The organism is Collimonas fungivorans, assembly GCF_001584145.1.
In the GTDB taxonomy this organism is placed as follows: domain Bacteria; phylum Pseudomonadota; class Gammaproteobacteria; order Burkholderiales; family Burkholderiaceae_D; genus Collimonas; species Collimonas fungivorans.
Genome location: NZ_CP013232.1, coordinates 3,218,710 through 3,241,844, shown reverse-complemented (window position 1 = coordinate 3,241,844; position 23,135 = coordinate 3,218,710). Strand labels below are relative to the sequence as shown.

Sequence of the window (23,135 nt, the reverse complement as noted above, 5' to 3'; positions counted from 1 at the left end):
ATGTCTTGCCCAAGAACAGCGGCAATCATTGATGAGCATCCAAATATTGTTGAAACACGACCCGGTCACGCTTTATGCCCCAGAAGAGATTTGTTCCTCTGACGGTGCCTGAAGAATCGTTTGCCAACGTTCCGCCAAGCTTGCCAGCAATGTTTCGAAGTAACTCCATCTTCGCATCCAGAGTCAACGATGCATCCTGTTTAAATTCCACCGAATATTCAACATCCGCTTGCAGCGCAGAAGTAACCATGGTTATTTCGCCGGCAAGACGCTGCCCTTTGAAATTGAGTGCAAACAGGCAGTTTTTTTCCGCTATACCTGATCTCGCTGAGGCTGAGGTAATGAGAAGAAGTTTGGCATTACTCAGTTGCATTTTTATGTCGCTGACTTTCCCTGCCGATGCTGACGCGGACAGAAGAGAAAGATAACTGACGCCGACGCTGAATTTACGATCCGTCAGTGCGTGAACGTTGATGTCGGTCGTGTCAGAAGAAATGATTTTGGCGGCCCATTCATTTCCGAATGCTTCATTGGCAGAACAAACCACGTTGTAATTCAAAGGTTGTATCGAGTTGACGCGAATGACAGTTCCCGGTGAGGGGATTCTGGACGGAGGGCTTAGTTCTTCGAACGAATAAGACTTGAGCAAGCTGGAGAAGCTGTCCCTCCCGTCCTGCATGGGAGGAGAAGTGCAGCCGGAAAGCGAGAGAATTGCAATCGCTATCAATGTCAACACGTGTGACTTCATGACGATCACTCCATTTACGTGAGCAGTACGTTCGGGTGCTTGAATTCAACGATTAGGACAACTTGCGATGGTCAAAATATTCAAGGCAATCCCATGAAAAGCTGTGTGGGCTATTGCGAACAAGATAACATGTTTCAGTATGGAAAATATAATTTCTATTACTGTGGGCGCGATTGTCATGAGGCGGTCCGGCGTCATACCGCTATAGATGTGTTTTGCGGAGCAAAAGAAAAGTGATTGCACAATATCGCCGCGCTTCTTCATGAATTAGAAGTGGTTTCCTTCGATTTTGGTGCTTAGTTCAGTACCTACGAGAATAGTGTAAATATGCAACAAAATTAAAAAATTTACATTTATAATATTTGATAACTAAATAATTTGTTAATACGCATAAAGCTGGAAATGTTTCTAAAAAGAAAAAAATTGCGTTTTTAACCTTTTAGGAATTATTGAGTTATTTGGATTTCCAGCAATAAAACATGTATTCATGTTGATTCGCTGTGAGCTAATTCAAAAAGATGATGCAGTAGAAAGAAAAATTGTTGTTTAGCTTCTTGAAAAGCCCTCACCATTTTTATCCACAAAGGATTTGTTTATGAATTTCAATGGCAAGCTGTTAGTTACTACCGTTATTGTTTCGAGTCTTGTCGGCTGTGCCTCTGTACCAATGGGTGATCCAAAACAAGATGCCGCATTAAAAACATTTCAGGCGCCGTCAGACCAAGCCGGTATTTACATTTACCGCAACGAGGGTATAGGCAGTGCCGTTAAAATGGATGTGGCGATTGATGGTGTGCCGCTTGGTCAAACGGTTTCAAAAACATATTTATACAAAGAAGTCACACCCGGAAAACACGTGATTTCATCTACCGCTGAAAACACCGATTCTCTTGAGGTAGATACAAAACAGGGAACATTGAATTATGTCTGGCAGGAAGTAAAGATGGGGGTTTTGTATGCACGTAACAAACTTCATCTGGTTGAGGTCGATGAAGGGAAGAAAGGCGTACTTGAAACAAAACTTGCTGAGACAAAATAGATGAGTGGTCGGGAGGACACCGCTTGCGCGTAGTTAACCGATAAGGCCGTTTTATCCAGACCTGAATTGCGGAAATAATGAAAAAGGCTCTCATCAGTGAGGGCCTTTTAGTTTTTGGTGCCCGAGGCCGGAATCGAACCGGCACACCGTTTCCGGCGAGAGATTTTAAGTCTCTTGTGTCTACCGATTTCACCACTCGGGCAATTCTGCGGTTTCGAAGAAGCGCGCAAAACATGTATCGACAGCAACTGCCTGCGATACGGGACAGGGCCGCATTCTAACAGGTTCTCATTGCCAAGACCATCTCTCATCCATCCTCGTCAGCGCAGGGTCTTAGTCCGCAAAACGTACTTCGGAAGTGGCAATCGCCTTGATTTCGGGGCCGAAACTTTCGATGTTAGGCAACGTTGCATTTTCATGCCTGCGTATCTGCTCGCCGGTCGCATGCGGCTTGTCGTGCGTGGTGTGGGCATCGGACACCAGTGTCACGGGATAACCGAGGGCGGCGGCGCGGCGGGTGGTGGTGTCGACGCAGAATTCGGAAGCGTAGCCGCAGATGACAACATGCTCGGTCTGCCATGAGGCAAGCAGTGCTTCGAGCTCTGTGCGCAGGAAGGAGTCTGGCGTGGTCTTGCGCAGTTTTGCGTCGCCTTCCTTTAACTGCAATCCAGGCTGGAGCTGCCAGCCTGCGGAGTTGTATTCGAGGTCACTGGCCTCATGCTGGACGAAGACTACGGGAACCCCCGCGGCGCGGGCGCTGGCGGTCAAGCTATTGATGCGCTCCACGACTGCATCGGCTTCGAACGGGCGCGGCGTTTCATCAAACAAAGCTTGCTGGACATCGATGACGAGTAGAGCGGATTTCATGGTTTCCTGCAGGTGCGTGGGCCGGGAATCCCGAGAGGATTCCCGGCATCGGTTTCAGGTTTCCGGAAGATTCGGGGCAGGCACTGCCGCGCCGAAATTGTTGGGTTCTTTTGCTTCCTGGACCAGGAAATAGATGATGATGATCCAGCCAATGACGGGGATGAGCCCGATCAGCTGCCACCAGCCGCTGCGGTTCGTATCATGCAGGCGCCGTGCTGCGACTGCAATCGATGGCAGCAGGGTCGCAACGGAAAAGAGGATACTCAGCTTGTCGTTGATTGCACCGGTTGCGAACGAAGCCAGGACGATAAAAAGCACGTACCACCAATACTCGGAGCGCGAAGCCCTGCCGTTGAAGTCGGCGTACTTGGAAAAGCAGACTTTGATCGATTCCGTAAACGTCATTTCTATCCCCTATGGTTTGTTGGCATGGGTGCGCGCTTGTGGCGGCGTCCATGGGTTTCGGTAAGATTACCAGAGGGTAATAATAACAAAAGCCTTGGTCATCTCGTCAAAATGTTGGTGTATCACAAACTCCCTTTAAATCTCCCCATGTCGCCGGAACAGCGCAGGCCTGTGTCCGCAGACAAAAGCCTCCCTCGGTTTTATCGCCTGGGTGTGTCTTGTGTATTTTCATTGTCACAATAAAAATGTATCTATAAAGAAACAGTTTCTCAAAATAAATAAAAATGAATGGATGTTGCACCAAACGGGCGCATAATAAATTGCCGTACAGAAATAAAAAAACAGATTCAAGCTGAGGATACGCAACTGAGTATGTGAATGCAGTAGGCCGATATATCGATCGTTGATCGGGTTGAAGTTGAAGCACACATGGAGGGGCGTCATGGGCAAAGCAATGTCTCGTCAGGGATCCTTATCTGCTATTTTTGTTGCCGTGTCAGCAATTATTTCTGGATGCGGAGGCGGGGGAGGCGGCAGCAGCAATCCCAATCCGCCTGCTACGCCGGCTCCAAGCACGCCGCCGGTTGTTCCTCCAGTTCTAGCACAGCCACCTCCATCCAATAGCGGCAGCGCCATCACACCGCCGGTAGTGACGCCGCCAGTGTTGCCGCCGCCGATGCTCAACGTACTCGATCCCAGCAATCTCCAGGCCGCCCGCGCCCAGGGCATGACCGGCGCCGGCATCACGGTCGGCGTGGTCGATACCGACTTCGATGTCAGCGATACCCAGCTGGCCGGACGCATCAGCAAGACCGTCTACAGCAGCGGCGGCGCCAACGGCAACATGCACGGCACGGAAGTGGCGCAGGCCCTGGCCGGCAGTACCCTGGGCGTCGCTCCCGGCGTCTTCGTGCAAGCGGCGGCGGCCGGCACCACCGGCAACAGCCTGCTGCTCAATAACCAGATCTACCAGGACCTGTTCGCCAAGGGCGTACGGATCTTCAACCAGTCCAACGGCATCAGCGCCACCGGCGCCTCGGTCGGCCAGGCGCTGGCCCTGCATGGTTTGTACCAGCCCTATGTGGCGCAGCAAGGACTGTTCATCTGGTCCACCGGCAATGACGGCGCGGCGCAACCGAATCTGAACGCCAGCCTGCCATCCCTGTTCGGCGATCTGCAAAGCGGCTGGCTGGCGGTCACCGCGGTCAACGCCGCCGGCGGCAGCAATGGTTATAGCGCCAGCGATACCGTGCCGGGGGGCATTTCCAGCTACGCCAACCGCTGCGGCGTGGCCGCCAACTGGTGCCTGGCGGCAGCCGGCGATTTCATCTCCAGCAGCAGCGGCACGCGGGTCTTCGGCACCTCGTTCGCGGCGCCGGCGGTGAGCGGCGCGGCGGCCCTGGTGCAGCAGGCCTATCCCTGGATGAACGCCGACCTGATCCGCCAGACCATCCTGTCGACGGCGACCGACATGCACGATACCGCCACCTACGGCTGGGGCTTGCTGAACGCGAGCAAGGCGGTCAACGGCCCGGCGCTGTTCGATGCACGGCTGGCGCTGGGACCGAATGTGAACATCGCCTTCGATAACGTTTCCTCGGTGTTCAAGAACGATATCGGCGGCGACGCCGGCTTGAACAAGAGCGGCAGCGGGCAACTGACCCTGGCCGGCGCCAATACTTACCAGGGCGCCAGCAATATCCTGGGCGGCCGGCTGAACATCACCGGCTCGGTGGCCTCCAGCGTCAATGTCAGCGCACTGGGCCGGCTGGGCGGCGATGGCGGCCGCATCCATGGCAATGTCAACAATAATGGCCGGGTCGACAGCAGCGGCGCCGGTCTCACCATCGCCGGCAACTACGTCGCCACGCCAGGGGCGGTGCTGGCGAACCAGCTCAACAGCACCTTGACGGTGGGCGGTGCGGCGATCCTGGGCAATTCGCACCTGGTCGCCACCACCCCCGGCGGCAGCACGGATCCGTCCGGGTATGTGACCCAGCAGGTAGGGGTGAGCGGCAAGGTGCTCACCGCCGCGGGCGGGGTCAGCGGCCAATTCAGCGATATCAGCTTCGAGGCCGATGGCGTCGGTTTTACGCCGGGCGTGTTCATTGCAGCGAACCTGTCCTACCAGGCCAGGGAAGTGGACCTGCATATCAGCCGCACCAATGTCGCCACCATGGCTGCGGCTGCGTTTAAAGGGGATGCCACCCGCAATAATGCGGCAGCCAACCTGGAGACCGGACTGCAGGCGGCGGACCAGATGGTCGCCAGCGGCAAGGTGACGGGGGCCAACGGGACATTCCTGGCCAGTGCGGCTGCCCTGCAGAAGAGCGCCAGCGTCGCGGTGGCAGGACAGGTGCTCGACAGCCTGTCGGGACAGATCCACGCCTCGGCCCAGGCGCTCACTTTCCAGCAGTCGCAGGCATTGAATCGCGACTTGGGCAATCGGCTGGCGGCTTTGGGCAACCAGGCGGAAGGGCAGGACGGCGCCGGCTTGTGGGTCAGCGCCATCGGCGCCTCGGGCAAGCTGAACCAGAGCGGCTATGCCAGCGGCGACACCTCCTTATGGGGCGGGCAGTTCGGCGTCGATACCCGGCTCGGTACGTACACCATCGGCGGCGCGGCGCTGGCGTATGCGGACAGTAAGGCCAGTTTCGACCGCCTCGGCGGCCAGGGCAAGGGGCACAGTACCGGCGTCTCGCTGTATGGCCGCCATGGCTTCGGCGACGGCGGCGCTTATGTGTCGGGCCGGGCGGGAGTGGCCAGCATCGACAGCACGGTGACGCGCACGGCGCTGATCGGCAATACCGAGCAGGACCTGGGCGCCAGCCACACCGATAGCCTGTGGTCAGCCTATATGGAGGGCGGTTATGGACTGCCGCTGTCGGCGGACCTGCGGCTGACGCCCTATGTCGGCCTGGCCTACGACCGTCTCAAGCGCGGCGGTTTTACGGAAAGCGGCGGAGTGTTCGGCTTGACGGCCGAGAGCCAGGTCTACAAACAGACAGCGGGGTTGCTGGGGGTGCGCGGCGAGAGCCGTTTCCAATGGGCTGGCGGCATGAGTGTGCTGCAGGCATACGCGGCGTGGCAGCATGCGTTCAGCGAGGGCAGCCTGGATTTCGGGGCGGCGTATGTGGGAGCGCCGGCGGCGCGCTTCACGGTGCAGGGGATAGGGCTGGCGCGCAGCAGCGGCTGGGCGGGACTGGGCTTGAGTACGGCGGTCGACAGCCGCTGGGGCTGGTACCTGAACTACGATGCGCAGCTGGGCAATGGCGGGTTACGCAACAACGTGCTGGCGCTGGGGCTGCGCTTCGGGCTCGATTGATTAGAGTATCTGAGTGACGGCTGTCATTGACGGATATCTTGAAAATTCCTTTGTCCGTCAACGACAGCAATCTGGTGTGAAACCTGTCCTGCCTTACATTTCGCTGCTGGCCGGCGCATCGGTGTGTGCCGGCGCTGGCGTTTCCGCTTCCATCGCAGGGCTGGTTTTCATGATGCGCTTCTTGCCCATCAGTCCCAGATCCGCTCCTGTGATACCGTATTCCTGCATCTTGGTTTTTATTTCGGTAATGACGTCCGCGATTTCGGCCTGGCGCAGTTCTTCCGCCTGCTTTCTCAATTGCTCGATTTGTGCTTGCAGCTCTTTGTATGTCGTCATTTCAATTGCTTTCTTTCTGCGTTTGGGACGGGCAAGTATACCGTAACCGTGTAATGCGATGGAATGATACAGCTTGTTGCAAACCTTACCGATTTGTAGTTACCCTTTGTATTGCACAATCTATATTGAATACAGGAAGGCAGTTTGTGCTGTCGTTGCGACGGCACGGGAAGTAAAAGGTGTCGCTATGAAAAAATTCATGGTTTTATGGTTTGCGGCCGCCGCGCTGATGCTAAGTGCTGCCAGCGGTTCTGCGCTTGCGCAGAACCACGGGGCTCGCGGAGGTGGCGGTTTTCACGGCAATGGCAGCGGCATGAATCATGGCGGCGGCTACCAGGCTCGCCACGGTTTCCATCGGTTTCGCGATTTCCATGGACGCGGCCGGATCATCATAGGCGGTCCTTTTTTCTGGCCGCCAGTTTATCGCGACCCGTTTTTTTATCCCGATGCGGCGCCGTTGATGTATGTCCAGCCCGAGGCCAACTACAGTTACTACTGTAATGATCCTCCCGGCTATTATCCCGATGTGCCGGCTTGCCCGAGCGGCTGGCTGCGGGTTGCCCCTGACGATGCGCCGTATTGATCCGATCACACGCCGCACAAAAAAATGCCGCTCCCTTGAGCGGCGTTTTTTATGCGCGCATGCATGACGGCCATGCGTCGGCAAATTTTCATTTGGCACCTTGCTGCCGGTTGGCAGGGCGGGTACCATGAAGCAAAAATCCATTCGACTTTCTATCCCGGAGAAATGCATGTCCATTCATATGATCGAAGCGGTTCGTTTTAATGTCGCCGGCGACCGGGTTGAAGAAGTGCGCTGGGGACGGGCCAAGTCGAAGGATGACGGTTCTATCGGGTGGGAGCATAAGACTTCTGAACAGGACGTCAGCCTGGTGGTCGACGCCCTGCATTTCGGCGACGAAGTGGCGACAGCATTTGCCGTCGACGGGAAAATCGTGCGCGGCCCTAACATCGCACTGGTAATCCACGAGCACGGTATCGAAGGCATCGGCATTGCCGGCCACGATGCGTCCGGGCGCACGCTGGCCGATTTGCCGCGCTTCTGACAGGACTTGGCGCTAGCCCATCCGGCAACTGTCAGAAATTGCCGGAGGAGGTCGGACCGTGCGCGGCATCGCTGCGGATCGGCATGCCGCTGGCATCGCTGCCATGGGTTTCTCGCCATTCCTGGCGATGCCGCTCGATCTCGGCCCATTGTTCGACGCGCCGTTTTTCCCATTCATTGCGTTCGCGCCAGACCGGCGCCACGGTCATGGCGGCTGGCGGATGGAATAGCGGCGCCGGATGCAGTTCTGCCCCATATAACGCCGGCGGCGCATAAAACGGCGCGGTTCCGGCAATTCCCGGGCCGGCGTCGGCAACGGCCCGGTTCGGCATTGCAGCAGCCAAGCCCGCCAGTACCAGCACTAGTAGTATTTTCCCCATATTGCCCCCTGATTTGCCGCTCCAGATCCAACAACTGCAATTCCCTTCTGGATTTCATTCTAGGAAACAAATCGCCGGTAAGCTAATAGAGATTCGCTACCCATCGTGTTTTTTCGGGCGTCTTGGGCGGCGTGCTGCGCAAAGTAGTTGCCGGTGGTAATGTTTGTGCCTGGATGACACTGTAGTTACTGATATGAATTGGCAATAGGCAAGAATTTTTCGCGTGAAAAATTCCTTGCCGATGATTTTCTAGCAGAGGTATTGGATGCAATCTCAGGTTGAAAAAGCGCGTATGTTTCAGCAGCTTCACAAACGGGAAGGGGCTTTCATCATTCCCAATCCGTGGGATATCGGCAGCGCCAGGCTGCTGGCTTTGCTCGGTTTCGAAGCATTGGCCAGCACCAGCGCCGGTTTTGCCTTTTCGCGCGGGCAGCTGGATGGCGGCATCGGGCGCGATCAGATGATGGCGCATCTGACCGAGCTGGCCGCCGCTACCGAGCTGCCGCTTAGCGCCGACCTGGAGAATGGTTTCGGCGCGGCGCCGGCGACAGTGGCAGAGACTATCCGGCTGGCTGCCGTCACCGGCATTGTCGGCGGTTCCATCGAAGACGCCAGCGGCAATCGCGACGATCCGATTTATGCGCTGGAACTTGCGGCAGAGCGCGTGCGTGCAGCGGCGGAAGCGGTGCGCGGCCTGGATTTTCCATTTACGTTGACTGCGCGGGCGGAAAATTACCTGGCCGGCCGGGCCGATCTGAAAGACACCATCAAGCGGCTCCAGGCTTACCAGGAAGCCGGCGCCGACGTGCTGTACGCGCCAGGCCTGAAAAGCCAAGAAGAGATCGCGGCAGTAGTGAGTTCGCTGGACAAGCCGGTGAACGTGGTGATGGGACTGCAGGGCGTGCAACTCAGCTTGCAGGAACTGGCCGCAATCGGCGTCAAGCGGGTCAGCGTCGGCGGTTCTCTGGCGCGCGCCGCATTAGGGGCATTCATACGCGCAGCTGAAGAGATGCGTGAGCATGGCACGTTTACCTACGGCGAAGAGGCGGTGAGTACACGCCGGGTCAGCGAGATGCTGCAGGCAGCGGGTAAACTTTAAGCAGCAGGCGCTGATAATAAGTTATATGCTGGTTAGTGTAAGATCCTTGCTTTTCCGTGCTGAAGAATTGCCGCCCACCATGAAAGTCTACAACCTAGGTTGCGAACAGAATCATCGCTTTGAAGGCTGGTTTGCTTCCGAGGAGGATTTTGTCTCGCAATCTGCCGGACAGCAGATTGTCTGCCCGGTATGCGACAGCTTCAAGGTCGGCAAACTTCCGTCTGCCCCGCATTTGAATTTGTCCGCCGCCAAACCTGGCGCAGCCCGGCCGGACGCGGCCCGACCTGATACCACCGGCGCTGGGAACAAGCATTCGCATTCACCTGCGGCGGCGCAGTTTAAACAGCGGCTGCAGGACATGGCGCGCCACGTCATGGAAAACACTGAGGATGTCGGAGAAGGTTTTGCCGAGGAAGCGCGCCGGATCCACTACAAGGAAGTTCCGGAGCACGGGATTCGCGGCGTGGCGTCGCCAGAGCAGTGCGAGGAGCTGGCGGAAGAAGGTATCGAGGTTTTCCAGTTGCCGCTGCCGGTCCCGCACAAGCAGACGCTGCAATAAGCCGTTTACGATTGCAGCGCAGGCAACTTAGCCGCTGCGGTCGCGCAGGATCCGCGTGACGCCGCGGATGCGGCGCACGTTGCGCATCAGCCTGGCGAGGTGGATCCGGTCTTCGACCTGGATGGTGAAGATCAGCTGGGTCATCAGCTGGTCCTTGTCGTCATCCATGTTGACGTAGATGATGTTGGCGTCGGAATCGCCGATTTCGGCGGCGACGCGGGCCAGGATGCCTTTGTCGTTATGCACCAGCACCTTGATGCGGCAATCGAAACGGCGGTTCAGGTCTTCGCCCCACAGTACTTCAATCCAGCGGTCCGGATCCTTGTTGCGCTGGCGTTTGGCGATAGTGCAGTCTTCGGCGTGCACCACCAGGCCCTGGTCGCGTTTCAGCTGGCCGGTGATATGGTCGCCCGGAATCGGCTGGCAGCATGGCGACAGCTGCACCGACACGCCTTCGCTGCCATAGATCACCACCGGATCCATCTTGCCCGGGGCGGCGACGCCTTCCATGTCAAGCAGCGGCGTCACCAGCGGTTCGTTTTCCAGCAAGCCCATGATGTGGCGCGCCACCAGGGTCGCCATGCGTTTGCCGACGCCGATGTCGGCATAGATCTCATCGAGCGACTTGGCGCTGGATTCATTGAGCAGGCGGTCGACCACGATAGGCGCCAGCACCGGATTCAGGTTGAGCATCGCCAGCGCCTGCGACAACAGCCGCTGGCCGAGCTCCACCGACTCGCCCAGGTTGATGGTGCGCAGGTGATGGCGGATGGCCGAACGCGCCTTGCCGGTGCGTACGAAGCTGAGCCAGTTGGGACTCGGGCGCGAACTGGGCGAGGTAATGATTTCGACGATATCGCCGTTATGCAGCTCGGTGCGCAGCGGCGCCGGTTCGTGGTTGATCTTGGCGGCGATGGTCTGGTCGCCGACGTCGGTATGGATGGTGTAGGCGAAATCCAGCGCCGTGGCGCCGCGCGGCAGGGCGATGATTTTCGACTTCGGCGTGAACACATAAACCGAATCGGGGAACAGGTCGACCTTGACGTGCTCCAGGAACTCGGCTGAATCGCCGGTCTGTTTCTGGATGTCGAGCAGCGACTGCAGCCAGGCATGGGTGCGCTGCTGCAAATCGCTCAGATTGCCTTCCTCATCCTTGTACAGCCAGTGCGCGGCGACACCGGATTCGGCGACGCGATGCATGTCTTGGGTGCGGATCTGGAATTCGACCGGCGTGCCGTAAGGGCCGATCAGCGTGGTGTGCAGCGACTGGTAGCCGTTCAGCTTGGGAATCGCGATGTAATCCTTGAACTTGCCAGGCATCGGCTTGTATAGCGCATGCAGGGTGCCGAGCGCCAGGTAGCAGTTGGCGAAGGTGTCGACCACGATGCGGAAGCCGTAAACATCCAGCACCTGGGAAAACGACAGGTGCTTGTTGTGCATCTTGCGGTAAATGCCGAACAGGCTCTTCTCGCGGCCGTCTATCTGCGCATTGATGCCGGTCGCCGCCAGCGTGGTGCTGACCGATTCCAGGATCTTGCTGACCACCTCGCGGCGGTTGCCGCGCGCCGCCTTGACGGCCTTGGCCAGGGTGCGGTGGCGCAGCGGATAGAGATGCGAGAACGCCAGTTCCTGCAGTTCGCGGTAGATATTGTTGAGGCCGAGCCGATGCGCGATCGGGATGTAGACCTCCATGGTCTCACGCGCAATGCGGCGTTTCTTCTCCGGGATCATCACACCCAGCGTGCGCATGTTGTGCAGGCGGTCGGCCAGCTTGACCAGGATCACGCGTACGTCACGCGCCATCGCCAGCAGCATCTTGCGGAAATTTTCGGCCTGGGCTTCGATCTGGCTCTGGAATTCGATCTTGTCCAGCTTCGACAAACCATCCACCAAAGTCGCCACCGGCGCCCCGAAGCGTTCGATCAGCTCGTCTTTCTTGACGTCCTGGTCTTCCATGACGTCGTGCAGCAGGGCAGCCATGATGGCTTGCGCGTCGAGCTTCCAGTCGGCGCAGATTTCGGCGACCGCAATTGGATGCGAGATATAGGGTTCGCCGGATTTGCGCATCTGGCCCAGATGCATTTCATCCGAAAAACGATACGCTTCCTTGACTTTCTTCAGCTCGGCTGGAGTCAGGTATTCGGCAAGCTTGGTGGTCAGGTGCGTGATCGAGGCAACGCCGGGTTGAAGCACGGGCTGGTGATCTGGCAAGGGAGGAGTGTTCGCGGGTTTTCTGGCTGAGCGGGGGGAAGCCGCCCGTTTTTTAGTGGTTGCGGCTGATGACAGGCTTGAATCTGGAGATGTCAGGTTCATACTTGATAGTTATCAGCCGCATGATGTTAATGGTTAACCAGGTACCTTTTTCAGCATTTCGATACCGATCTTGCCGGCAGCGATTTCACGCAGGGCGACTACGGTTGGCTTGTCTTTAGCGTCAATCTTGGCGGTATGGCCTTGCAGCAGCTGGCGTGCGCGATAAGTCGCGGACAGCGTCAGCTGGAAGCGGTTAGGAATCTGTTTCAAACAATCTTCGATGGTGATGCGTGCCATATATTCTCCGGAAAAACGGTATTGCAGGGTGTTGACTTAATATTAACTTAAATTGGCGTGTATGCCTAATTGGGCAAACAAGGACGCGTTGCGCACTGCCTGCTGGGAAAAGCGGCAGCGAGTGGCTTTGACGATCGCTGTTAATTCCGACAGAGCAGATGCAAACTCTTGATTAATAATAACATATTCAAACTCGGGAGCGTGGGCGATTTCGCCGCCGGCGGCAAGGATGCGGCGTGTAATGACCTGCGGCTCATCCTGGCCACGCTTTTTCAGGCGGTCTTCCAGCGCTGCAATCGACGGCGGCAGGATAAAAATGCCGACCGCGTGCGGGAACTGCTTCTTTACCTGCTGCGCGCCTTGCCAGTCGATTTCCAGCAAAACGTCAGTGCCGGACTGCATCTGCTCGGCAATCGCCAGGCGCGAAGTGCCGTAATAATTGGTGTGGACTTCGGCCCATTCCAGGAATTCGCCTTGTTTGTGGCGGGCGCGGAAGTCTTCGACGGTAGTGAAATGATACTCGCGGCCGTCCTGTTCACCCGGCCGCGGCGGCCGCGTGGTGTAGGAGATCGACAGCTTGATGGCTTGTTCTTGCGCCAGCAGGGCGTTGACCAGCGTCGACTTGCCGGCGCCGGAAGGTGCTACCACCATGAACAGGCTGCCGGACATGGGATGTTCGTCCGGCATGGCGGAACCGGCCAGCAGTTCGTTTGGTGATGCAGGTATAAGTGGTGGTGTCATGACAGTCGAATAATATGCAAGCTACAAGTATATTTAACATACTTGTATATAAGAGTGACATTGTATCAGCGCGGCAATAAGGCTGCAGCGCCGATTTGTATCTTTCCCCCATAGGACAAACGGCGGGTATATTGGCTGTGTGATAACGGTTGCCCGGACCATGGTGTACATTTATGGGTTTTCAAAAAAGCCCGGCGCTTCGGACGTTGCGCTTTGGCGATGTACAGATGACAAGGAACAGCCCATGGCGATCAAATTGCAGCAAAGCGAGCAGAAAGACCTGATTGGGGCCATCCAGCGCTATTTCAACGAAAACATGGACGAGCCGATCGGCGACCTGAAAGCCGGCATGCTGCTCGACTTCTGCCTGCGGGTGATCGGCCCCGGCATCTATAACCAGGCGATTGCCGATGCACAGGCGCACATGGAGGCGAAAGTCTCGGACCTGGCGGTCGAGTGCTACGAAGAGACCGGCGACTACTGGAAGAAAAAATAAGCCGGGCAACCACTTGCATCGCCTATGCAAAGCTGACAGCAGCATGGCAGCGAACGTTATAATGCAAGCAGCAGCTTGTAACCAGATTCTGATCCTGATCCGCAATTTTAAATAACGCCATCCACAATATGCATTATGTTTCGACTCGCGGCCACGCAGCTGCTCAAAATTTTTCCGAAATCCTGTTAGGCGGCCTGGCCCCGGATGGCGGTTTGTACCTGCCTGAAAAATATCCGCAAGTCACCGGCGCCGAGCTGGATCAGTGGCGCGGCCTGTCTTATGCCGACCTGGCGTTTGAAGTGTTGAAGAAATTTGCCACCGATGTGCCGGCGGCCGATCTGAAGGCCCTGGCGCACAAGACCTACAGCGCCGAGGTGTACCGCAATGCGCGGGCGGGCGAAGACGCCGGCCAGATCACACCTTTGCGCGTGCTGGAAGAAAAGGACGGCGGCAAGCTGCTGCTGCAAGGGCTGTCAAACGGTCCAACGCTCGCCTTCAAGGACATGGCGATGCAGCTGCTGGGCAACCTGTTCGAATATACGCTGGCCAAGAACGACGCCAAGCTGAACATTTTCGGCGCTACCTCCGGCGATACCGGCAGCGCGGCGGAATATGCGATGCGCGGCAAAAAAGGCATACGCGTCTTCATGCTGTCGCCGCACAAGAAGATGAGCGCATTCCAGACCGCGCAGATGTTCAGCCTGCAGGATCCGAACATCTTCAATATCGCGGTCGAAGGCGTGTTCGACGATTGCCAGGACATGGTCAAGGCGGTATCCAACGACCACGCCTTCAAGGCCAGCCAGAAAATCGGCACCGTCAATTCGATCAACTGGGCGCGCGTGGTGGCGCAGGTGGTGTATTACTTCCGCGGCTACCTGAGCGCGACCACCAGCAACGACCAGAAGGTATCGTTCACAGTTCCGTCGGGCAATTTCGGCAACATCTGCGCCGGGCATATCGCACGCATGATGGGTTTGCCCATCGATAAGCTGGTGGCGGCCACCAACGAGAACGACGTGCTCGACGAATTTTTCCGCACCGGCATCTACCGCGTGCGCAAGTCGGCCGAGACCTATCACACCAGCAGCCCCAGCATGGATATCAGCAAGGCTTCCAATTTCGAACGCTTCATCCACGATTTGCTGGATGGCGACAGCGAGCGCGTGCGCGCCTTGTTCCACAAGGTGGAAACCGCGGGCGGCTTCAGCCTGGCGGGCGGCCCGGCAGCGATGGCGATGAATTTGCCAAGATCGGCCGTTTCGGCTTCCAGTCCGGCAAGTCGACCCATCAGGACCGGTTAGCTACCATCCGCGATATCGAACAGCGTTACGGCGTCACCATCGACACCCACACCGCCGACGGCGTCAAGGTGGCGCGCGAATACATGGTCCCGGGCGTGCCGATGATCGTGCTGGAAACCGCCTTGCCGGCCAAGTTCAACGAAACCATCCGCGAAGCGCTGGGGCGCGACGCCGAGCGCCCGGCCGGTTTTGAAAACATAGAAGCGCTGCCGCAGCGCTTCGAAGTGATGGCGGCCGACGTGGCGCAGGTGAAGACTTTCATCGCCGGCCATACCGGCCTGTAAGCCGGCTGCGACCAGACATGCAAAAACCTCCGATGTTATCTGTCGACGAAGCCCTCGATATACTGCTGGCGGCGCCGCGGCCGCTGGTTGACAGCACCGCCGCAGAGCGGATCCCGACGCTGTCCGCCAACGGCCGGATACTGGCGGATGCCCAGGTTTCCCAGCTCAACGTGCCGCCGGCGGACAATACGCAAATGGACGGTTATGCAGTGCGCGCCGCGAATTGCGCCGGCGGTGCTGCGCGGTTACCCATCTCGCAGCGGATTCCCGCCGGCCATGTCGGTGCGCCGCTGCAGGCCGGCACTGCCGCCCGCATCTTTACCGGCGGCATGATTCCGGAAGGCGCCGATGCCGTGGTCATGCAGGAAATGTGCGAGGCCGACGGCGATGCAGTCCTCATCAAACATGCGCCGGCTGCCGGCGAATGGGTGCGCCGCGCCGGTGAAGATATCCGCAGCGGCAGCGTGATCCTGCCTGCCGGTACACGCCTGCGGCCGCAGCATCTCGGCCTGGCGGCCTCGGTCGGCCTGGAAACATTGCCGGTGCTGCGCAAGCTGCGGGTGGCGGTGTTTTTCACCGGCGACGAACTGGCCATGCCCGGCCAGCCATTGAAGCCGGGCGCCATCTATAACTCGAACCGGTTCGTCTTGCGCGGCCTGCTGGAAAACCTGGGCTGCGAAATCAGCGATTACGGCATTGTCCCCGACAACCGCGAAGCAACCCGCGAGGCGCTGCGCGTTGCCGCGCAAGGACATGATTTGATCCTTACCTCGGGCGGCGTGTCGGTCGGTGAGGAAGATCATGTCAAGCCGGCGGTGGAGGCGGAAGGGCGCCTGAACATGTGGCAGATCGCCATGAAGCCGGGAAACCGCTAGCCTTCGGCGAAGTCCGCCGCGCCGCGGGCGGCACTGCCTTCTTTATCGGCTTGCCCGGCAATCCGGTATCCAGTTTTGTCACCTTCCTGATCTTTGTGCGGCCCTTCATCCTGCACCAGCAAGGGGTGGCGGCAAGCGGGCTGGCGCCGCAGGCAATCGCCATGCGCGCCGATTTCGACTGGCCCAAGGCCGACCGCCGCCAGGAATTTCTGCGCGCAAGAATCAACGCCAGCGGCGGCCTCGACCTGTTCCCGCAGCAAGGTTCGGGTGTACTGACTTCCACCGTCTGGGGCGACGGCCTGGTCGATAATCCGGCCGGAAAAACCATCGCCAAGGGCGATGCGCTGCGCTTCCTGCCGTTTTCTGCTCTACTGTAAAACTTGTATTTGCTTGAAAAAGAGAATGTAATGAAAATCCAGCTGCGCTTTTTTGCCAGTATCCGCGAGGCGCTCAACCTGTCGCAAGAAACGCTGGAGTTGCCGGCTTCGATCGCTACCGTCGGCGAGTTGCGTGTTTTCTTGCGCACACGCGGCCCGGTCTGGGCCGAGGTGCTGGCTGAGGGGCGCTCCCTGCGCATGGCGTTCAACCAGGAACTGGCGAGCGCCGATACAGCCCTGGCCGAGAGCGGCGAAGTGGCTTTTTTCCCGCCGGTCACCGGCGGCTGATCCTGGTTTGTTGTTGTCCGTGAGGTCTTGACTATGCCCATCCGTGTTCAGGCTGAGGATTTCGATTTTGCCGCCGAGCTGGCGCAGCTGCGGCTGTCCAATCCCAAGATCGGCGCTGTCGTCAGCTTCCTCGGCACCGTGCGCGATCTGAACGATGGCAGCGCCGTCGCCCAGATGGAGCTGGAGCATTATCCCGGCATGACAGAGAAAGCCCTGGCGGCCATCGTCGAACAGGCCAAACAACGCTGGGACATCTTCGACGCCTTGGTGATACACCGCATCGGCCCCTTGCTGCCGCTGGACCAGATAGTGCTGGTAGCGGTGAGTTCGGCGCATCGCGGCGATGCCTTCGCCGCCTGCGAATACATCATCGACTACCTGAAAACCGCAGCGCCGTTCTGGAAAAAGGAACACACGGAACAAGGCGCGCGCTGGATTGACGCCCGCAGCACCGACGACGAGGCGCTGGCCAAATGGGAGCAGGACGCCTTGCCGCTGCCTATGCGCGAAAGCAAGAAGTGAGCTGGCTGGCGGTCGGCATATCGGTTTTGCGACTTATCGCGCCTTGGTTTTCTGATTTAGGACGTCTCTTAAAGACTTCTTGATAAAAAGAAAATACATTGGCTGGGATGACTCGATATGGGGAGACTGGCGATGGAAGCTAGGTCTAAAGCTGTTTATCTGCGAGAAGAGGTAAACAAAACAAAAAATCCGCAGAGGCGATCATTTGACGGCGGCGACGGCGGTGGCTATGATGAAAACATGGAAACCAGGGTTCTGAAACTTGAAGAATGTGTCACTGACTTTGTCACTGAAGCGCGCGACCGGCTGGCGCGGATAGAAACGCGCCTGGACCAGACCGCCACCAGCGCCGACATGCACAGGGAAATGACGGACCAGACCTGGCGGCTGGTGACGTTTGTCTGCGGCTTCGGTTCTGCGCTGGTAGCCGTGACCTACTTCATGGCCACGCACATCAAATAGTCCGGTTTTACGGATGCCATGCCAGCCCTTCCTCTGTGAAGGGCTTTTTATCGTCTAACTTGAAATCAGCAGGTCTGTCCCAATTTTCTACCCATTAGATATTTTGGAGGAACCATGCGTTTCGATAAATTAACCACAAAACTGCAGGAAGCGATTGCCGATGCCCAGAGCCAGGCCGTCGGCAACGACAATCAATACATCGATCCGGTCCATGCGCTGATCGCGCTGCTGAACCAGGACGACGGCAGCGCCACTTCGCTGCTGCAACGGGCGGGCGTCAACGTCGCCGCCCTGGAAACCGGCCTGAAAGCCGCGCTGGAACGCCTGCCCAAGGTGAGCGGCGCCGGCGGCGAAGTACAGATAGGGCGCGAGCTGCTGGCATTGCTCAACCTGGCGGATAAAGAAGCGCAAAAACGCGGCGACCAGTTCATCGCCAGCGAGATGCTGCTGCTGGCGCTGCTCGACGACAAGTCAGACGCCGGCCGGCTGGCGCGTGAAAACGGCCTGACGCGCAAGGCGCTGGAAGCAGCGATTACGGCAGTGCGCGGCGGCGCCAACGTGGCTTCCCAGGATGGCGAAGGTCAGCGCGAAGCCCTGAAAAAATACACCCTGGACCTGACCGAACGGGCGCGCCTCGGCAAGCTCGATCCGGTGATCGGCCGCGACGATGAAATCCGGCGCGCGATCCAGGTGCTGCAGCGGCGCAGCAAGAACAATCCGGTGCTGATCGGCGAGCCGGGCGTCGGCAAGACTGCGATCGTGGAAGGCCTGGCGCAGCGGATCGTCAATGGCGAAGTGCCGGACAGCTTGAAATCGAAGCGCGTCCTGTCGCTCGACATGGCGGCCTTGCTGGCCGGCGCAAAATTCCGCGGTGAATTCGAAGAGCGGCTGAAAGCGGTGCTCAAGGAAATCGCCCAGGACGAAGGGCAAACCATTGTTTTCATCGACGAACTGCACACCATGGTCGGCGCCGGCAAGGCGGAAGGCGCGATGGATGCCGGCAACATGCTGAAACCTGCGCTGGCGCGCGGCGAGCTGCATTGCGTCGGTGCCACCACGCTGGATGAATACCGCAAGTACATCGAGAAAGACGCGGCGCTGGAACGGCGTTTCCAGAAAATCCTGGTGGACGAGCCTAGTGTCGAAGCGACGATTGCAATCCTGCGCGGCTTGCAGGAAAAATACGAAGTCCACCATGGCGTGGAAATCACCGATCCGGCGATTGTCGCGGCGGCGGAATTGTCGCATCGCTATATCACCGACCGTTTCCTGCCGGACAAGGCGATCGACCTGATCGACGAGGCTGCGGCCAAGATCAAGATTGAAATCGACTCCAAGCCGGAGGTGATGGACAAGCTCGACCGCCGTCTGATCCAGCTCAAGATCGAGCGCGAAGCAGTGCGCCGCGAGAAGGATGAGGCTTCGCAAAAGCGCTTCGCCCTGATCGAGGAAGAAATCGAGAAACTGTCGCGCGAATATGCCGACCTCGAGGAAATCTGGAAATCCGAGAAGGCCAGCGCCCAGGGCAGCAAACATCTGAAGGAAGAGATCGAGAAGCTGCGCCTGCAAATCGACGAAGCGACGCGCAACAGCGACTGGCAAAAAGTTTCCGAGCTGAAGTACGGCAAGCTGAACGAGCTGGAAAAAGCGCTGGAAACCCAATCCAGGCAGGATGCGCTGGCGGCCGCGTACCCGGATCCGGACGGCAAGCCGCAGCTGGTGCGGACCCAGGTCGGCGCCGACGAAATTGCCGAGATTGTCTCGCGCGCTACCGGCATTCCGGTGTCCAAGATGCTGCAGGGCGAGCGCGACAAACTGGTCAAGATGGAGGACGAGCTGCACAAGCGCGTGGTCGGCCAGAACGAAGCGATCGTCGCAGTGTCGGATGCGATCCGCCGCTCGCGCGCCGGGTTGAGCGATCCTGACCGGCCATACGGCTCATTCATGTTCCTCGGGCCGACCGGTGTCGGCAAGACCGAGCTGTGCAAGGCCCTGGCCGGTTTCCTGTTCGACAGCACCGATGCCTTGATCCGCATCGACATGAGCGAATTCATGGAAAAACATTCGGTCGCACGCCTGATCGGTGCGCCGCCTGGATATGTCGGCTACGAAGAGGGCGGTTACCTGACCGAGCTGGTGCGCCGCAAGCCGTACAGCGTGATACTGCTGGATGAAATCGAGAAAGCCCATCCGGACGTATTCAATGTGCTGCTGCAGGTGCTGGACGACGGCCGCATGACGGATGGCCAAGGCCGCACCGTGGATTTCAAGAACACGGTGATCGTGATGACTTCGAACCTGGGCTCGCATCGGATCCAGGCGATGGAGGGCAGCGATCCAGCCGTGGTGAAGATGGAGGTGATGGCTGAAGTCAGGAACCATTTCCGGCCGGAGTTCATCAACCGCATCGATGAAATCGTGGTGTTCCATGCCCTTGACGAGAAGAACATCGGCGCTATCGCCAAGATCCAGCTGAAGATCCTCGAACGGCGGCTGGCGAAAATGGACATGGGCCTGGTGATTTCGGAAGCCGGCCTGCAAAAGATCGCCGAAGCAGGTTTCGATCCGGTGTATGGCGCGCGGCCGTTGAAGCGCGCGATCCAGCAGCAGATCGAGAATCCTTTGTCGAAATTGATTCTCGAAGGCAAGTTCGGTCCGAAGGACATCATTCACATAAATGTTAACAATGGTGAGATAGTGTTCAAAGTGACAATCTAAGCTCAGATTTTACAGACGCAAACAGGTAGAATCGCGGCAGGCTTGAACGTGTTGCTTTATGAATTAAAGGTCACATGGCGATGCCGTGTGGCCTTTTTTTAGGTCTATGCTCATAGTCCGTATTGGCGGGTTGCAGGCGAATGTTATGAATTGTGCATTCAATTGTAGATCGCGACGGCAACAAGCATTTTTGCGGTATGCAAAGATGCGAGGGTACTTTCCAGAAGCCAGGCGCCGATTATTGTAATTTCGAGGCAAATTTGAAGCGAACGTCACTGCAACGCTTATTCATTTTGCCGTTTGCAGCGCTGCTGCTGTGTCTGGCCGTTTCAGTCGGCTGGCTGCTCTATCAAACCGGCCAGGACGCCACCGATGCGTTGTCGCAAAAGGTTCTGGCGGACATGATGGGGGGCATTGACAGCGCAATCAACAGGCAATTGTTCGATGCCGGCGCGGCGTTGCGGGTAGTCGCGCCCGATCAGGTCGCAGGCGCCGTCAACAAGACCCCGACTCCGATCCCGTTTCCAGCCAGCGTCGGCCGCCTGGAAGAACGCATGTGGATTGCCAGCGGCCTGTTTCCGACTGTCGGCAGCCTGATCAGCTTTGCCGGCGTCGATGGCCATTATGTCGGCATCCGCCGCATCGCCGCCAATGAGTTCCGGGTCAGGCTGAGGGGTGCGGGCGAAGGTCCCACCCACTTGTATCGCAGCCGCGGTCCTGCCACGGAAAAGATCTTGCTAGAGACGGAAAACTACGAGCCGCGCGAGCAAAACTGGTACCAGGCTGCCGTCAGCCAGCGCAAAGACATATGGTCGCCGGTGTTCATCGATGCCGCCAGCAGCGAGCCGGTGCTGATGCTGGCGCGGCCGGTATACGACGGCGACCAGGAGGTGCTTGGCGTGGTGGCCAGGGAGCTGTCGTTGCGGCCGCTGCGGGAATATCTGCAGACGTTGCCGATGGACAAGAACGGAGTCGCTTTCGTGGCGGAACCCAACGGCGACCTGGTTATTACTTCCAACGGCGAAGGCGCATTTGCGCCGCGCAACGGCGCCCAGAACCAGCACATCAGGAACAATCTGAAAAATGTTGCCGCACCTTTCATGCGCCAGAGCTGGCAGCTGGTGCAAAACTATCTGCAGAAACACCGGGAAACGGCGCCGGTTGCCGATCCGATAGCGGCTTCGGCCGCCAGCCCGCCCAAGCCAGGCAAGCTGATCGTCGGCGCATTCCCCAGCAAATACGGGCAGATCGAAGTGGCGGCGCAAATCCATCGCGATGCGGCCGGACTGGAGTGGGTGGCGGTGGTCGCCTTGCCGCGTTCCGATTTCTGGGGAGCGGTCAATTCCAGCGTCTACAAGAGCTTGTACCTGGGCCTGGTAGTGATCCTGCTGGCGCTGTTGTTCGGTTACGCGATATTGCGCTGGGTCCTGCGCGATATCCGCAAGCTGACGCTGGCGGTGCGCAGCATAGGCAGCGGCCGGCCATTCGCCAAATTGAATATCGACCGCAAGGATGAGATCGGCGAACTGGCGCAAAGCTTCCAGGAGATGGAGCGAAACCTGCGCACGGATCGCCTGACCAGCCTGCTCAATCGCGATTCCCTGATCGCGCAGATCGAATTTCGCCGGCGCACCGACGTCGAACCGCATCTGTTCCGTTTCGCCGTGCTGTTCGTCGATCTCGACAAGTTCAAGCAGGTCAACGACCATTACGGCCATGACGAGGGCGACCGGGTCCTGATCGAAGTCGGCCTGCGCCTGCAAAACACCTTGCGCAAGGAAGACGAGGTCGCGCGTTTCGGCGGCGACGAATTCATCGTGTACCTGCCTGGCGTGGCCGACGAAGAGTCGGCGCTGGCGATCGCGGAAAAGATCTATGCGGTATTGAACAAGCCGATCTTGATGAGCAACGGCGAACATTGCCAGATCGGCGCTTCCATCGGCGGCGCCCTGTATCCGGCCGACGGCCTCGACCTGGAAACCTTGTTGAAGGTGGCCGATAAGCGGATGTATAGTGTCAAGAAATTCGGCGGCCTGACGTTTTCCTCGGACGACTGATCTTTTCCTGGCTGCACTGCGACGGAGATGCAATGACTTTTTCTACCTGCGATTTATGCGATGCCAACGAAGACAAGCTCGGTACGGCCGCCCTGGCGGTCTTGCCGCCGGTATTCATCTCCTTCGGCCGGCGCCAGGCATTTTCCGGCCCGGCGCGCACCCTGAAAGTCCATGAAGACAATGTGCTGGTGCGCAGCACGCTGGAAACCGCGGGCGACGGCCAGGTGCTGGTGATCGACGGCGGCGGCAGCCTGCGTTGCGCGCTGGTCGGCGGCAACCTTGGCGTGCTGGCGCAAAAGAACGGCTGGGCCGGCATCATCGTCAACGGCTGCGTGCGCGATTCGGCCGAATTGAATGCCTGCGATATCGGCGTGCGCGCACTGGCGCTCCATCCGCAGCGCAGCGTGCGCAAGGGAGTAGGGGAGCGCGACGTCAGCGTCGCCATTGCCGGCGTGACGGTGACCCCGGGCGTATGGATCTATGCCGATGCCGACGGTGTGCTGGTGGCCAGCCAAAAACTGCTGTAAGCCGGAATATCAAATCGGCAACTATGCGGCGGCTGCTCTAAGGCAGCGCCCGCATCACCTTCCTCTTCCTAGAATATTTTCCTTCCGGATAACCCGGCACGGCCCATCAA

The 23,135-nt window shown here is 58.4% G+C and carries 21 protein-coding genes, 1 tRNA gene and 2 pseudogenes; 15 read left to right on the top strand and 9 right to left on the bottom strand.

Translation table 11 applies throughout. The features are described from left to right. Positions 1 to 25: 25 nt before the first annotated feature. Positions 26 to 748 carry a hypothetical protein gene (locus CFter6_RS13765; RefSeq protein ID WP_061540415.1) on the bottom strand — a complete coding sequence of 241 codons (723 nt, stop codon included), beginning with the start codon at positions 746 to 748 and terminating at the stop codon, positions 26 to 28. A 595-nt stretch (positions 749 to 1,343) separates the two neighbouring features. Between CFter6_RS13765 and CFter6_RS13755 the strand changes: the two genes are divergently transcribed. Continuing rightward, positions 1,344 to 1,787 (top strand): DUF2846 domain-containing protein, encoded by a 444-nt coding sequence (locus tag CFter6_RS13755; protein WP_061540413.1) that lies wholly within the window; start codon positions 1,344 to 1,346, stop codon positions 1,785 to 1,787. 115 nt (positions 1,788 to 1,902) lie between these two features. Here CFter6_RS13755 and CFter6_RS13750 read toward each other — a convergent pair. From CFter6_RS13750 to CFter6_RS13740, 3 genes are all read right to left on the bottom strand, one after another. Then, positions 1,903 to 1,989: transfer RNA gene (locus CFter6_RS13750), tRNA-Leu, on the bottom strand. A 131-nt stretch (positions 1,990 to 2,120) separates the two neighbouring features. Continuing rightward, the gene (locus CFter6_RS13745; RefSeq protein WP_061540412.1) at positions 2,121 to 2,654 is read right to left on the bottom strand and encodes a cysteine hydrolase family protein; all 534 of its coding nucleotides are present in this window, start codon (positions 2,652 to 2,654) and stop codon (positions 2,121 to 2,123) included. A gap of 54 nt (positions 2,655 to 2,708) precedes the next feature. Next, positions 2,709 to 3,059: a DUF805 domain-containing protein gene (locus CFter6_RS13740; protein ID WP_061540411.1), complete on the bottom strand. Its 351-nt coding sequence runs from the start codon at positions 3,057 to 3,059 to the stop codon at positions 2,709 to 2,711. A gap of 676 nt (positions 3,060 to 3,735) precedes the next feature. Between CFter6_RS13740 and CFter6_RS13735 the strand changes: the two genes are divergently transcribed. After that, positions 3,736 to 6,384: an autotransporter serine protease gene (locus CFter6_RS13735; protein WP_236904267.1), complete on the top strand. Its 2,649-nt coding sequence runs from the start codon at positions 3,736 to 3,738 to the stop codon at positions 6,382 to 6,384. Positions 6,385 to 6,477: 93 nt separating this feature from the next. On the opposite strand, the gene CFter6_RS13730 is transcribed toward CFter6_RS13735, so the two are convergent. Further along, entirely contained in the window at positions 6,478 to 6,720 is a 243-nt protein-coding gene (locus CFter6_RS13730) for an H-NS histone family protein (RefSeq protein WP_061540409.1), read from the bottom strand. A 73-nt stretch (positions 6,721 to 6,793) separates the two neighbouring features. On the opposite strand from CFter6_RS13730, the gene CFter6_RS13725 reads away from it, so the two are divergent. Beyond that, positions 6,794 to 7,303: a hypothetical protein gene (locus CFter6_RS13725; RefSeq protein ID WP_236904266.1), complete on the top strand. Its 510-nt coding sequence runs from the start codon at positions 6,794 to 6,796 to the stop codon at positions 7,301 to 7,303. Between the two features lie 169 nt (positions 7,304 to 7,472). Further along, positions 7,473 to 7,787: a hypothetical protein gene (locus tag CFter6_RS13720; RefSeq protein ID WP_236904265.1), complete on the top strand. Its 315-nt coding sequence runs from the start codon at positions 7,473 to 7,475 to the stop codon at positions 7,785 to 7,787. Between the two features lie 31 nt (positions 7,788 to 7,818). On the opposite strand, the gene CFter6_RS13715 is transcribed toward CFter6_RS13720, so the two are convergent. Beyond that, positions 7,819 to 8,166 carry a hypothetical protein gene (locus CFter6_RS13715; RefSeq protein ID WP_150118767.1) on the bottom strand — a complete coding sequence of 116 codons (348 nt, stop codon included), beginning with the start codon at positions 8,164 to 8,166 and terminating at the stop codon, positions 7,819 to 7,821. A 265-nt stretch (positions 8,167 to 8,431) separates the two neighbouring features. On the opposite strand from CFter6_RS13715, the gene CFter6_RS13710 reads away from it, so the two are divergent. Continuing rightward, positions 8,432 to 9,265 carry an isocitrate lyase/PEP mutase family protein gene (locus tag CFter6_RS13710; protein WP_061540405.1) on the top strand — a complete coding sequence of 278 codons (834 nt, stop codon included), beginning with the start codon at positions 8,432 to 8,434 and terminating at the stop codon, positions 9,263 to 9,265. A 79-nt stretch (positions 9,266 to 9,344) separates the two neighbouring features. After that, positions 9,345 to 9,824, top strand: coding sequence for a DUF1178 family protein (locus tag CFter6_RS13705; protein WP_061540404.1), 480 nt, complete (start codon positions 9,345 to 9,347; stop codon positions 9,822 to 9,824). A 27-nt stretch (positions 9,825 to 9,851) separates the two neighbouring features. Here CFter6_RS13705 and CFter6_RS13700 read toward each other — a convergent pair whose 3' ends face one another. Genes CFter6_RS13700 through gmk form a run of 3 tightly spaced genes read right to left on the bottom strand, consistent with a single transcriptional unit; the run spans position 9,852 to position 13,061 of the window. Further along, positions 9,852 to 12,137: a RelA/SpoT family protein gene (locus CFter6_RS13700; protein WP_061540403.1), complete on the bottom strand. Its 2,286-nt coding sequence runs from the start codon at positions 12,135 to 12,137 to the stop codon at positions 9,852 to 9,854. A gap of 33 nt (positions 12,138 to 12,170) precedes the next feature. Beyond that, a complete protein-coding gene (rpoZ, locus tag CFter6_RS13695; RefSeq protein WP_014006295.1) occupies positions 12,171 to 12,374 on the bottom strand; it encodes a DNA-directed RNA polymerase subunit omega in 204 nt (67 codons plus the stop codon). Positions 12,375 to 12,416: 42 nt separating this feature from the next. Continuing rightward, complete coding sequence (gene gmk, locus CFter6_RS13690) at positions 12,417 to 13,061, bottom strand: guanylate kinase (RefSeq protein WP_014006294.1); 645 nt, start codon at positions 13,059 to 13,061, stop codon at positions 12,417 to 12,419. Positions 13,062 to 13,359: 298 nt separating this feature from the next. Here gmk and CFter6_RS13685 point away from each other — a divergent pair, with 298 nt between their 5' ends. The 9 genes and pseudogenes from CFter6_RS13685 (at position 13,360) to rraA (ending at position 23,025) form a co-directional block, all read left to right on the top strand. Continuing rightward, positions 13,360 to 13,611: a DUF2164 domain-containing protein gene (locus CFter6_RS13685; RefSeq protein WP_061540402.1), complete on the top strand. Its 252-nt coding sequence runs from the start codon at positions 13,360 to 13,362 to the stop codon at positions 13,609 to 13,611. A gap of 128 nt (positions 13,612 to 13,739) precedes the next feature. Further along, a pseudogene (gene thrC / locus CFter6_RS13680) lies at positions 13,740 to 15,199 on the top strand (threonine synthase). A gap of 32 nt (positions 15,200 to 15,231) precedes the next feature. Next, a pseudogene (locus tag CFter6_RS13675) lies at positions 15,232 to 16,451 on the top strand (molybdopterin molybdotransferase MoeA). A gap of 30 nt (positions 16,452 to 16,481) precedes the next feature. Continuing rightward, positions 16,482 to 16,739, top strand: a complete 258-nt coding sequence (moaD, locus tag CFter6_RS13670; RefSeq protein WP_061540401.1) for a molybdopterin converting factor subunit 1 — start codon at positions 16,482 to 16,484, stop codon at positions 16,737 to 16,739. Positions 16,740 to 16,772: 33 nt separating this feature from the next. Continuing rightward, the gene (locus CFter6_RS13665; RefSeq protein ID WP_061540400.1) at positions 16,773 to 17,261 is read left to right on the top strand and encodes a molybdenum cofactor biosynthesis protein MoaE; all 489 of its coding nucleotides are present in this window, start codon (positions 16,773 to 16,775) and stop codon (positions 17,259 to 17,261) included. Between the two features lie 240 nt (positions 17,262 to 17,501). Then, on the top strand, positions 17,502 to 17,723 hold the full coding sequence (locus CFter6_RS13660) for a hypothetical protein (RefSeq protein WP_041741861.1): 222 nt from the start codon (positions 17,502 to 17,504) through the stop codon (positions 17,721 to 17,723). 114 nt (positions 17,724 to 17,837) lie between these two features. Next, positions 17,838 to 20,441 carry an ATP-dependent chaperone ClpB gene (clpB, locus tag CFter6_RS13655; RefSeq protein ID WP_061540399.1) on the top strand — a complete coding sequence of 868 codons (2,604 nt, stop codon included), beginning with the start codon at positions 17,838 to 17,840 and terminating at the stop codon, positions 20,439 to 20,441. Between the two features lie 260 nt (positions 20,442 to 20,701). Continuing rightward, positions 20,702 to 22,498 carry a sensor domain-containing diguanylate cyclase gene (locus CFter6_RS13650; protein ID WP_236904264.1) on the top strand — a complete coding sequence of 599 codons (1,797 nt, stop codon included), beginning with the start codon at positions 20,702 to 20,704 and terminating at the stop codon, positions 22,496 to 22,498. 32 nt (positions 22,499 to 22,530) lie between these two features. Then, positions 22,531 to 23,025: a ribonuclease E activity regulator RraA gene (gene rraA / locus CFter6_RS13645; RefSeq protein WP_061540397.1), complete on the top strand. Its 495-nt coding sequence runs from the start codon at positions 22,531 to 22,533 to the stop codon at positions 23,023 to 23,025. Positions 23,026 to 23,135: the final 110 nt, after the last annotated feature.